8 protein-coding genes and 1 riboswitch are annotated in these 12,094 nt (G+C 29.7%); of the genes, 5 read left to right on the top strand and 3 right to left on the bottom strand.

From position 1 onward, the window contains the following. Positions 1–141 precede the first annotated feature (141 nt). Positions 142–322: riboswitch (Lysine riboswitch) on the top strand. 162 nt (positions 323–484) lie between these two features. Next, entirely contained in the window at positions 485–2,191 is a 1,707-nt protein-coding gene (locus C1715_RS06385; RefSeq protein WP_102399742.1) for a Na+/H+ antiporter NhaC family protein, read from the top strand. Positions 2,192–2,401: 210 nt separating this feature from the next. Here C1715_RS06385 and C1715_RS06380 read toward each other — a convergent pair whose 3' ends face one another. After that, positions 2,402–2,608 (bottom strand): DUF378 domain-containing protein, encoded by a 207-nt coding sequence (locus C1715_RS06380; RefSeq protein ID WP_102399741.1) that lies wholly within the window; start codon positions 2,606–2,608, stop codon positions 2,402–2,404. A gap of 157 nt (positions 2,609–2,765) precedes the next feature. On the opposite strand from C1715_RS06380, the gene C1715_RS06375 reads away from it, so the two are divergent. Beyond that, complete coding sequence (locus tag C1715_RS06375) at positions 2,766–3,155, top strand: hypothetical protein (RefSeq protein WP_102399740.1); 390 nt, start codon at positions 2,766–2,768, stop codon at positions 3,153–3,155. Between the two features lie 33 nt (positions 3,156–3,188). Here the strand turns inward: C1715_RS06375 and C1715_RS06370 are convergent, their stop codons facing one another. Next, positions 3,189–3,383 (bottom strand): Spo0E family sporulation regulatory protein-aspartic acid phosphatase, encoded by a 195-nt coding sequence (locus tag C1715_RS06370; RefSeq protein ID WP_102399739.1) that lies wholly within the window; start codon positions 3,381–3,383, stop codon positions 3,189–3,191. Between the two features lie 476 nt (positions 3,384–3,859). Between C1715_RS06370 and C1715_RS06365 the strand changes: the two genes are divergently transcribed. Further along, complete coding sequence (locus C1715_RS06365; protein ID WP_102399738.1) at positions 3,860–6,373, top strand: MBL fold metallo-hydrolase; 2,514 nt, start codon at positions 3,860–3,862, stop codon at positions 6,371–6,373. Between the two features lie 298 nt (positions 6,374–6,671). Here C1715_RS06365 and C1715_RS06360 read toward each other — a convergent pair whose 3' ends face one another. Continuing rightward, positions 6,672–9,821, bottom strand: a complete 3,150-nt coding sequence (locus C1715_RS06360; protein WP_102399737.1) for a vitamin B12-dependent ribonucleotide reductase — start codon at positions 9,819–9,821, stop codon at positions 6,672–6,674. Positions 9,822–10,153: 332 nt separating this feature from the next. Here C1715_RS06360 and C1715_RS06355 point away from each other — a divergent pair, with 332 nt between their 5' ends. Further along, positions 10,154–11,188, top strand: a complete 1,035-nt coding sequence (locus C1715_RS06355) for a hypothetical protein (protein WP_102399736.1) — start codon at positions 10,154–10,156, stop codon at positions 11,186–11,188. A 131-nt stretch (positions 11,189–11,319) separates the two neighbouring features. Continuing rightward, on the top strand, positions 11,320–11,748 hold the full coding sequence (locus tag C1715_RS06350; RefSeq protein WP_102399735.1) for an RrF2 family transcriptional regulator: 429 nt from the start codon (positions 11,320–11,322) through the stop codon (positions 11,746–11,748). The last annotated feature ends 346 nt before the right edge of the window (positions 11,749–12,094 follow it).

Here is a 12,094-nt window from a genome sequence, read left to right as displayed (position 1 = left end):
AGCAGAACCCGCAAAATGCAATATACTAGAAGTAAAAAACTCTTGACATAGATGGTAAAGCTTATTATAATCAACACATAGGTAAATGCATTTACATAAGTTTTAAATAAAAACAAATATAATTATTTTCAAGTAAATATTTGTGAAAATAGAGGTGCAGTGTTTAAGAGTATTGCTACAGAGGTAAGCACTATGAAGTAGCAGGAAAGGAAATACTGCCGAAGCTTGGAGAGGATGCTTAAAATCTTCAATGCTGGGGATACATAAAATATGTGTATCACTGTCACAAGTAAGCAATTATTTGTGGAGAGCTATTGGTCAACAATGTTTACGCGTTAAGGAATTTTAAATGAGAACATTTTATATTGTTTTGCAGTATGTAGTTCTCTTGCGTATCCTAATGTGTATTCGGCCTTGAGTTTAGCTCAAGGCCTTTTTTAGTTGTTCACTAGTTCTCTTCCAAAACTAATAGGAGGAGAAGAAAATGAGAAGAAAAGGATTTTTATTTGTACTAATTACATTTATTATGATTTATTCAGTAAATTTAACTGTTTTTGCTGAGGAAGTGGATAAAGCTGCTTTAAATGCTCAGAAATTTGGATTTTGGACATTAGTTCCACCAGTGGTGGCAATAGTACTTGCATTTATAACTAAAAATGTAGTTTTGTCTTTATTTTTAGGAGTATTTTCTGGAGCGATTTTACTTGAACTAAACGGGGTTAATATTTTATCTGTAATACCAAATGCATTTTTAATGGTTGTAAATGAGATTTTAAAATCTCTTGCAGACCCTTGGAATGCGGGAATAATACTCCAGTGTTTGACTATAGGAGGGCTTATAGCTCTTATATCTAAAATGGGTGGAGCAAAGGCTATAGCAGAATCTTTGTCCAAAAAGGCAAAATCCCCTGTAAGTGTTCAAATTATTACTTGGATTTTAGGAATATTTGTATTCTTTGATGATTATGCCAATTCACTTATAGTAGGACCTATAATGCGTCCAGTGGCGGATAAGATGAAAATATCTAGAGAAAAACTAGCTTTTATAATAGATGCTACAGCAGCGCCTATAGCAGGTATAGCTCTTATATCTACTTGGGTAGGATATGAAGTTAGCTTAATAAAAGATGGTTTTCAACAAATAGGAGCAAAGACCAACGCATACAACGCTTTTATTTCTACTATACCATATAGATTTTACAATATACTAATTTTATTATTTATAGTATTTACAGCTATAACTCTTAGAGAATTTGGTTCTATGCTTAAGTTTGAAAGAGATGCTAGAAATAGAAGTGAAACAGAAGAATTAGATAATATAGATTCTAAAGAATTAGAGCCTAAGGAAGGAATTAAGTTAAATGTTTGGAATGCAATAATACCTATTTTAGTATTAATAGTTGGAGCTTTTATAGGATTTTACTTAAATGGATATCATGCTATTATGGCAGGAGAAGATAAAGCACTGATAGATCTATTTAATACTGCTCCTGCATCTTTTGCAGCTATAAGGGAGGCTTTTGGCGCATCTGATGCTAGTATAGTTTTATTCCAATCAGCTTTATTTGCAAGTATTGTTGCTATATTTATGGGAGTTGCGCAAAAAATATTTACAGTTTCAGAGGCCATAGATACATGGGTTGAAGGAACAAAAACTTTGGTTATAACAGGAGTTATACTTCTTTTAGCTTGGTCATTAAGTGGTGTTATAAAAGATTTGGGAACTGCTAAATTTCTAGTTTCTATGCTTTCAGATAAAATACCAATATTTTTACTTCCAACTTTAATATTTATAATGGCGTCTATAATATCATTTGCTACGGGAACTTCCTATGGAACTATGGGAATACTTATGCCGCTTACAATACCTCTTGCCAGTGCTATGAGTACAGGGGATTTTAGATATTTAACCATTAGTATAAGTGCAGTTTTAACAGGAGCTATTTTTGGAGATCATTGCTCTCCTATTTCAGATACAACTATATTATCTTCCATGGGAGCAGGCTGCGATCACATTAAGCACGTTAAAACTCAAATGTCATATTCACTATGTGTAGCTTTTGTTACAGGAATATTTGGATATATACCAGTTACTTTAGGAATGCCAGTTTATATAGTTCTTTTATTAGATGCACTTATTCTATTTGCTATTGTTAGATTTATAGGAAAACCTGTAGAAGGGCATATTTAGGGGGCTAGTTTGCCAGAGTGCTAGTGGGCCAGGGTGTTAGAGTGTTAGCGAGAGGTAGGGTTCCAGCTTGCTAGAATATTGGATGGGTGTGTTAGTTGCCTAGTGTGCAGATAAGTTATAAGTAATAATCCCCAGTGTTTAATTTCAGACTTCAAATACTTATGGTAGTGATTTGGAGAGTTGAAATTAGAACTGGGGATTAAATTTATTTTATTCCTCTATTTCCCTTCTATCCTTACCGAAGAAGGAAATAGCATAAAGACCTGCTATACCTACAAGGGCATATACTATTCTTGAAAATGTACTTAAGTTACCAAATAAAGCAGCAACTAAGTCGAATCTAAAGAATCCTATAAGTCCCCAATTAATTGCTCCAATTATAACTAATACAAGAGCAATATTATCTAATGTTCTCAAAATTAAACATCTCCTTCTAATAATAATTTTCATAGTTATTATTTACACTTTTAATAATTTTAATACGTAAAACAAATATTTAATTACATATATAGTGAATTTTATGATAAAATTATTAATATGAGGCTTATAATTAGGACTTAAGGAGGTTATGTAAATGAAAATATTTATGGCTATACTAAAATTATTAGCTTTTTCTATTGTTATGTTGATAGCTTATAATTTGCTAAAAAGATATGTTTTAAGAAAAATCAAAGTAAAACATAAATGGATAGTGTTAGTATTAGGTCTATCTACTATAGTTGTTCAATCATTTTTAAGGGTAAATCCTTATGGTGCTTTAGGTATTATATTATCAGGTTTAAGTATTATATTCTTATTGTGGTATATGGATTTAAAAGGATTTATGAAGGGATCTGAAGCCATCCAAACCGATGCGACTAAAGGTAGATATATAAGTCCTTATGATAAAAAGAAGAACAATAAAAAAGATGTAATAAAACCAAAAGCTAAGCCCAATAAGGCTATGAAAAAAGATAATAATTAGAGAAGTGACTATTGATGTAATGATAAATTTATATCAATAGTCTTTATCTATATCTTTATTTAACAGATCCATATATGAATTTATGAGCTCGTCTAATTCCATGCTAGCTTTAAGGATAAGCTTGTTATTGCCTAAATTATCATCGGCGCAAATCACGGAGTTGTTTAGTTTAGTTTGTAAATTAGTTATTTGCTTTTTTAGTTTTCTTCTTTTCTCTGAAAGGTTCATATTATCAACTCCTATAATAAATTTTTATCTTAAGGATATATATCATAATACTTATATGTTATATAGAATAATGAGATAATAATAAGTAGAAATATAAATATAAATAGTAATTTGTAAGTTTTAAGGGTGTAAAAACATACTTGAAGTTTAGAGGTCAGCCTATGTGAATAAATAAGCATAATTATGAATAAATTCAAAAAGACAATTATGAATAAAGTTCAAGAAAATATGTATAAATATAACCTGAAATATAAATTATTAATATATTCAATATATTAACAATTTAATTATAGTATAATATTTTATATGAATCAATATACATTATAAAAAATTTACACAAAATATAATATTGTAAAAAAATATACATAATTTTTAAATACTATAAAATATGGTTTTGAAAATATGATAAAAAAAATTTATTGATTTATGCATAAAAATAAATTTAAAAGTGAGAGATTTTAAGGAAGTGATTGAGTATGAATAGTTATTTTTTAGGGGGAGCTGGGGAAGTTGGTGCTAGCTCTATACTTTTGAGGATTTGTAATAAAAATATATTGCTAGATTGCGGAATAAGACAAAGTGCTAGTAAAGATCCGTTGCCAGATTTCAGAACTATACAAGAGAAGGGTGGAATAGATGCTATTGTTATAAGCCATGCTCACATGGATCACATAGGTTCCCTTCCGATAATAAGTAAGGAATATCCAAATGCTAGAATATATATGAATAATATGACAAAGGATTTAACCAAGGTTCTATTATATGATAGTTTAAAAATTATGAACAGTAGAGAAAGCGAGATACCTCTTTATGCACAAAATAATGTTGAAGATATGCTCAATAGAATATTTACTATAAATTATGGAGTAGAATTTGAAATACTTCCAGATATAAAAATCACATTTTACAACGCAGGTCATATAGCAGGAGCTTCTTGTGTGTACATAAAAAGCCATGAGGGTGCATTATTTTATTCAGGGGATTTTTCATTATTTTCTCAAAATACAGTAGAAGGAGCTAAATTTCCTAAATTAAGACCGGATGTAGCTATTTTGGAATGTACTTATGGGGATAAGCTTCATTCTAATAGGCAGGTAGAAGAGAAAAGGCTTATAGATTTGGTTAGGAAATGTATAGATGTAAAGGGAAAGATGCTTATTCCATCCTTTGCCCTAGGAAGAGCTCAAGAGATTATATTAATGCTCAAAAAGGCTATGAATAAAGGTGAAATTAAAAAGATAAAAGTTTATGTGGATGGAATGATTAAAGATATAAATACTGTCTATAAAAGAAATCCTCTTTATCTTAAAAATTCCTTAGGTAAGAAAATATTAAGGGGAATAGAACCTTTTTATGATGAGAGTATAATTGCTGTAGATAATAAAGAGATTAGAAATGAAATAATAAATGGTAGTGAAACTTGTATAATAATTGCCAGCTCTGGTATGTTAACAGGTGGTTGGAGTCCTGTTTATGCAGAAAAAATATGTTCTATGGAAAATGGATATATAGTTATAAGTGGATATCAGGATGAAGAATCTCCTGGAAGAAAGCTTTTAAATTTGCTAAAAGAACAAGAAGAGAAGAGCTTAGAAATCAATGGAAAAATCCTACCTGTTAGGTGTCATGTGGAGAGAGTAGGTTTGTCTGCCCATGGAGACAAAAGTGAAATTAAAGGAGTTGTACAGAGAGTACAACCTAAGGAGCTTTTTTTAGTTCATGGTGAAAGAGAAATAATAGGAACTTTTGCGAAAGAGCTTATGCAGGAGTTTAAAGGAAAACTATACACACCAGAAAGTGGTGAAGGTTATAATATTGATATTAAAAGTAAAAGAAAGCAGCTAAAAAAATCTCCTTTAAAGTCTATGAAGAGATGTAAAAATTTAGGTGAAAATAGTATAAGAGAGCTTTGGGAGTATACAACAGAAAACTATGGAGATAGACTTTTTACAGTAGAAGAACTCTATTATATTTGGAACGGAAAAAAAGTATTTGTAGAAGAGGAAATATTTAATGCACAAAAGGTTATTTTAAATACACCTTATTTCGTACCAGATGAAAGGAGACTATTTTTATTTAAGGCTGAAAGTTTAGATAAAGTGGAGAAAAATTTAAAAAAAGAAGGATTAAAACCTAATGAAATATCACAAATTATTCAGGAAAGGTTTGGAAGGTTTGATTATAAAAAAGCTGGTCTTATGATGGAAGAAAAGAAAGTTGTGCTTTACTTTAATTTCCCAAAGAGAGTTTCAGAGCACATATATCAATTAATAGAGAAGTTCCAAGAGGAATTCTCTTGGAAGATAACTGTAAGTGATAGTTTTAATACTAATGCAGCAGAGAGGTTGTTAAAAAGTTTATTTGAACCTGCATGTGTAAAGAAAATATCCTATAAATTAGATGAGGAGAAGGTAATATTAGATTTATATGAGGAAAGTTCATTTAGTGAAAAATATAATAAGCAAGAGATTGAAAATAAAGCTAAAGAATTTAATGATAAGACAGGAATGACATTGGAAATAAAAAATCAATTACAGGGAAGCAAATGTAATTTTGAAAATGAAGATGTAATAAAAACTTCAAGAGTAAATGAAATGGAACAAAACGCAGCTATAAAGTATTTAGATGATAGTTTTATGTATGAAGAGTTTAGACCATATAAAAAGAGTATAAAGAATATATCAAAGTACAAGTATATGGAAGTTTCTTTTATAACTCCTATGGTGGGTCAAAGATATTTAAAGAAATTAATGTGTATTTCAGAAAATATGGGTTGGAACATAAAAATAGCTACTTCATGTAATCAAAATGAAATTATTAATTTAGCATTGGCACTTTGTAGCGAAAAAGGAGTTATGCTTAAAAAGAATCCATCTTTTAATCCATTTAATTTTTCAGTAACATTAAAGCTACAGGAACCTATAGCGCCGGAAGTATTTGAGGAAATGAAGGAGATATTTAAACATAAAACAGGATGTGAGCTTTGTTAAAAAGTAAGAAGTAAGAAATAGAAAGTAAGAAGTAAGAGTGAACAGGTAAGAACTAATAGGTAAAAGGTAAGGTTTCTTTAAGAAATTCAATAAACCTAAAATTTGGGAACGCTCATAAATTTTTACCACAACTATTACTTATTACCTGTTACTTACAAATTAATTATAAAAAACTCCTTGAGTTTTATCATTAACTCTTACTTCTTAGCTCTTACCTATTACTTACCTGCAAATTTTACATTTTTATTTTATAACTGCGAAAGTTGAATTATTAACTATTAGTTTTTAGTTAATAATTTTATGAGCATCCTGTGGTTGATCCACAGTCTAAGCAGACTTTACAAGTTCCATTTTGTACCATACGTGAGCTGGAACAATTAGGACAGATTTCTGTGTAAAGTCTTTCACCTTCAATTTTATTATTAGAAGATTTTTCAGACTTAGAATTTTTATTTTCTTGAAAGTTTATATTTTCTAAGTTCATATTATTGAGAACTTCAGTATTATCTTTGATTTTTGATTCAGGTTTTTTTAAATCTAAGCTAGGCTTAGATTTACCTCCAAGGGCATTTAAATCTAGACTTCCTAGTAGCCCTTTAGAGCCTTCAGTGGTGTCGTTGGTTAAATATTCTGGTTTTACTTGACATCTACTATAGTCCCCAACTTCTATATCTATTATTTTACTAACTAAATCTGAAATTGAAGATACATATTTTATATATGGGTGTTTTTGAACAAAACCATAAGGTTCGTATATCTGTCCTCTTAACATTGCGGAGATGTCTTTTGGTGGTACATGATATTGAAGCATTACAGATAGTGATTTTGATAAGGAATTCAAAAGTCCCATTATGGTAGTGCCTTCTCTATCAGTTGTTATATATATTTCAGATATTTCCCCATATTCATTTCTGTTTACTGTAGTGTATATTTTTACGTTATCTATTTGAGCAGGATGAGTTCTTCCTTGGCGTATTCCATAAAGTTTATGTCTTGTGGAATATCGATGTTCATGTTTTAATGTATCCAATTCTTCAGTTAATCCTTTGGCTTTTTGTAGTAGCTCTTTGTAATTTAAATCTTCTAAAGATTTTTCTTTAGAATCTGTTAGAGTATTATTAAGAGGTTGACTTACCTTTGAAGAATCTCTATATATGGAAATTCCTTTTACTCCAAGTTTCCAAGATTTTAATATAACATTTTTAATATCATCTACTGAAGCTTCTTTTGGTAAATTAACAGTTTTAGATATAGAGCCAGAAATAAGTGGAGTTAGGGCTGCCATCATAAGTACGTGACCCTTGTAGGAAATATATCTCTTTCCGCTGCCGCATACATTGGCTGTATCAAAAATAGATAAATGTTCTTCTTTAAGATGAGGGGCACCTTCTATCTTGCCATCCACTATTTTTTCATATTGAAAGTCATTTTCTATTACTGTTTCTTTTCTTAATATATAATCTATAATTTCCTTTATTTCATTAGGTGAATAACCTAAATTTTTAAGGGATTCTTCTATAACAGGGTTTACAATGGTCATGTAGCCTCCGCCAGAAAGCTTTTTGTATACAAAGTGACTGAAATAAGGCTCTATGGAAGTGGCGCCACAATCCATGGCCAAGGATATGGTTCCTGTAGGTGCTATAACCGATACTTGAGCATTTCTATAGCCATATTCTTCACCACAATCTAAAGCAGATTTAAAACTTTCTTTTAAACTATTTCCTAAGTAATTTAACCCCATTTTTTCTAAAATACTATGGTCAACTTTTACTGGAGTATAGTTTAAACCTTCGAAATTATCCTTTAAGGCACTGGCAACTCTACAGTGATTTCTTATGACTCTAAGCATGTATTTCTTATTTATTTCATATTTTGGGAAAGGTCCTATTTTTTTTGCCATTAGTGAGGATACATAATATGAATGTCCTGTCAAAATGCCTGTAAGGGCAGAGGCTAAAGCCCTAGCTTCTTTTGAATCATAGGGGTACCCCATTACCATAAATAATGATGCTATATTTGCAATACCTAGTCCAGTGGTTCTAAACATATGAGTTTTTCTAGCTATGTCTTCTGTAGGAAATTGACCCCAATTTATTGAAGCCTCTAATACTAATTGTGTAAGACCAATTAAGTGAAGGTATTGGTCTATTTTAAATTTTTTATATTTATGGTCGTAGAATTTGTATATATTTATAGACGCTAGATTACATGAGGTATCATCTAAAAAAGCATATTCACCACAGGGATTTGTAGAATTAATTCTATTGTGTTTTGCACCAAATTTTCCATCTTCTCCTGCAGGACATGTATGCCATGCGTTAAAGGTATCGTCAAATTGGGAGGCAGGGTCTGCACAATCCCAAGCACATTTATTAAAAGAATTCCATAAATCTTTAACTAAAACTTTTTTATTTACAGAGTCGTCCACTCTACCTTTTAATTCTATAGTTGCATCTGGATTATTATTTAAGTTTTCGACTTTTTGCATAAAGGAATCTGAAAATCTTATGGAGTTATTAGCGTTCTGGCCTGAAACTGTTTCGTAAGCTTCACCTTCAAAACTAGTATCATAACCCATCTTTCCTAAATCTCTTACCTTTTGCTCTTCTTTCGCTTTCCAGTTTATAAAGTTTTGAATTTCAGGATGATCTATGTCTAGGCATACCATTTTTGCAGCACGTCTTGTGGTGCCACCAGATTTTATAGCACCAGCATTTCTATCTAAAGCTTTGAGAAAACTCATAAGACCAGATGAAACTCCTCCACCAGAAAGATTTTCATTTTTAGCTCTTATATTAGAAAAATTTGTTCCTGTACCAGAACCGCCTTTAAACAACCTAGTTTCAGTTATAAAATGATCTGAAATAGAATGCTTTCCTAGAAGTTTATCTTCTATAGATAATATAAAGCATGCAGAGGCTTGGGTTCTAGTGTAGGAATCTTTGCTTTCTACAACTTTATTTGATTTTTTATCGAAATAATAATTTCCTTGCTTATTTCCAGTGATTCCATAGCATAGTGATAAGCCAGTATTAAACCACTGAGGAGAATTTGGAGCATACATTTGGTTTAGAAGGCCATAAACCATTTCATCATAAAATATGGAGTATTCCTCTTCTGTTTCTATAATTCCATCATCTTTTAAAGATTCACACCAAAAACTCACTAATCTATGGGAGAGCATTTTCATGCTGTTTTCATAACCTATTTTATTAGGAATTCCTGATTTTCTAAAATATTTTGAAGCTATAATATCACAGGCATTTTGTGAATAGTGCATGGGAAACTCTAAATCCTTCATCTCTAATAATATTTTACCGCTTTTGTGGTCTTTTAAAATAACATCAGTTTTTTTCCACTGAAAAAGGTCGTAAACAGTTTTATCATTTTGATTTTCTAAGTCTTTTGTAAATACTCTTTTAAATAAATCTTTTATATCATTCATATAGTCGCTGGTAATGCCAGCTTTTTTCACCTCCATGTATTATCTTTACTATACCCTTAATATATACTATATATAGTTAATAGTATGAAAAAGTTATACCACATGTTGTATTATAAAATAAATATAACCTAAATTCAAATTATCTGACTTCTATTTTATAGAATTATTTATGAATTTCTAGCTTTACCTTTTCTTTTTAAATTATTTATGGATTAAAGTATATAATTTGCCTCCCAAATAAAAAAATGTAAATAATTATTTAAATTTATATATGTAATTATATGTTATTCTGTTATAATTATAATTATATACGAATTAGGAGGTAATATTTTATGAAAAAAATAAAGTTAGTTAGCTCTATGTTAATTTTAGCTTTAGTAACATTTTTGCTGGGAGGATGTGGAGCTAATGATAAGTTATTTAAGGCTATTGATAATAACTCAAATTTAAAATCCTATGGATTTAAAGGGGATTATAAAGTAAAGATTTCAGGAAAAGAAGCGGCTTCTGCAGGTGGTTTAGAAAATTTAGATATGAAAATAGGCGGAAAGGTTGTTACGGAAAAAGATAAAAATGCAAAGATGGATATGAATGTTGATTATAATATTATGGGTGAAAAATTAAACATTAATATGATATCTTCTGTAGATTTAGATAAGGATGATTATAAGATATTTATAAAATTACCTGAAGAGTTAAAAAGTCAAATGCAGTTAGCTAATAAAAGTATAGAATATATCTATATGGGAAAAGATACTGTAGAAAAAATGAATAAAGAAATGGGAACTCAAGCTGGAGCCATGCCTCAAGAGGATATAAAAGGTATGACAGAAAGCATGACGAATTTACAAGAAGGATTAAATGAATTCGTAAAAGGTTATGTAGAAGAAAATGGAAAGAAAATGCTAACAAAACAAGGTAAAAAAGATATAGATATAAATGGTAAAAAAGAAAATGTCGATGTATATGAAATAAAAGTGGATGATGCAGGGCTTAAGAAATTTTTAAAGTCCTTCCTTTCAGATAAAAAGAGAAAAACTCAACTAGAAACAGTACTAGATAAAATACTTGTAAAAGATGAAAAAGGAAAAGTAGATTATAAAAAGAGCTTGGAAAATGTAGATAAAATGCCTAAAATCATAGGAGATAAAGGTGCTACTTTCCAATTTGGAATAAAAGACGATTATGTTGTAAGTGAGAAGGTTAATATGGATTTAGTATTAGAAGGAGCACAAGTAACTTATGACATAGATATGGTACTTTTCGATTTAAATAAAAAGATGGATATAAAAATGCCAGAGAAAAATGATAAAGTTAAGGATCTTTACGATTTTATGATAGAAATGATTTTTAATTCAGCTAAATAAACAGATTTTTTAAGTTTTAGATGAGATTTTATTCCAATGAAAACTTAGAATTTGTATAGCTATTGTTAACTCTTATTTTTAAAAATGAATATTGCAGTAGCTGCACTATGGGATAAAGTGGGAGTGAAGAAATGAATATAACTCAGGAATCAGATTATGCAATAAGAGCAGTACTTTGTTTAAGTATATTAGGAGAAGATAAGATTTTAGAGGCTAGGATTATATCTGAAAATCAATCCATACCTATGAGATTTTTATTAAAACTTTTAAGAAAGCTCAAGACTGCAGGTATAGTTAAATCTTATAGAGGTGTAAAGGGTGGATATTCTTTAGGAAGAAGTCCAGAAAATATTACTTTAAAAGATGTTATAGAAGCAGTAGAAGGTCCTATATGTATAAATCGATGTACTTATTCTCCAGAGGAATGTAATGCAAACAAAAATGGAAAATGTGCAGTGCATCATGCATTGATGAGAGTTCAAGAAAAGCTCATAGAAGAGTTGGAAGAAATTAATTTTAAAAAGCTTAAAGAAGAAACGGATATAAATTGTTATAGGTAATGAATTTAAGTAAGAGGTAAGGTGGATTTCCCTCTACTATGTTACGGAAAATCTTTAATTAAATAAATGGTATAGTGGGAAAAGGTATAATTGTTTCATTAAATGAAGTAGTTATATCTTTTCTTTTTAAGTGCTTAAAAAGTTTTTTGGCGTAAGACTGCTGATTTATAAAGATTTAATAAAAATAAAATTGAAAATTATTTATTAAAGTTTCATGGAAGGGGGGAAGTATAGCTATTTTGGAATTTGTTTACAAATTAATTATAAAAAATTCCTTGAGTTTTATCCTTAACTCTTACTTCTTACTTTTTACCTTTTACTTCGTACATTACTTATCTAAAAATTA

The sequence above is a fragment of the Haloimpatiens massiliensis genome, from assembly GCF_900184255.1.
GTDB classification, from domain to species: Bacteria; Bacillota; Clostridia; order Clostridiales; family Clostridiaceae; genus Haloimpatiens; species Haloimpatiens massiliensis.
This window is presented reverse-complemented; position numbering and strand designations above follow the sequence as displayed.

Coding starts and splice junctions, on each gene's coding strand:
- C1715_RS06385 (WP_102399742.1), top strand. CDS start 485: ATGAGAAGAAAAGGATTTTTATTTGTACTAATTACATTTATTATGATT.
- C1715_RS06375 (WP_102399740.1), top strand. CDS start 2,766: ATGAAAATATTTATGGCTATACTAAAATTATTAGCTTTTTCTATTGTT.
- C1715_RS06370 (WP_102399739.1), bottom strand. CDS start 3,383: ATGAACCTTTCAGAGAAAAGAAGAAAACTAAAAAAGCAAATAACTAAT.
- C1715_RS06365 (WP_102399738.1), top strand. CDS start 3,860: ATGAATAGTTATTTTTTAGGGGGAGCTGGGGAAGTTGGTGCTAGCTCT.
- C1715_RS06360 (WP_102399737.1), bottom strand. CDS start 9,821: ATGAATGATATAAAAGATTTATTTAAAAGAGTATTTACAAAAGACTTA.
- C1715_RS06355 (WP_102399736.1), top strand. CDS start 10,154: ATGAAAAAAATAAAGTTAGTTAGCTCTATGTTAATTTTAGCTTTAGTA.
- C1715_RS06350 (WP_102399735.1), top strand. CDS start 11,320: ATGAATATAACTCAGGAATCAGATTATGCAATAAGAGCAGTACTTTGT.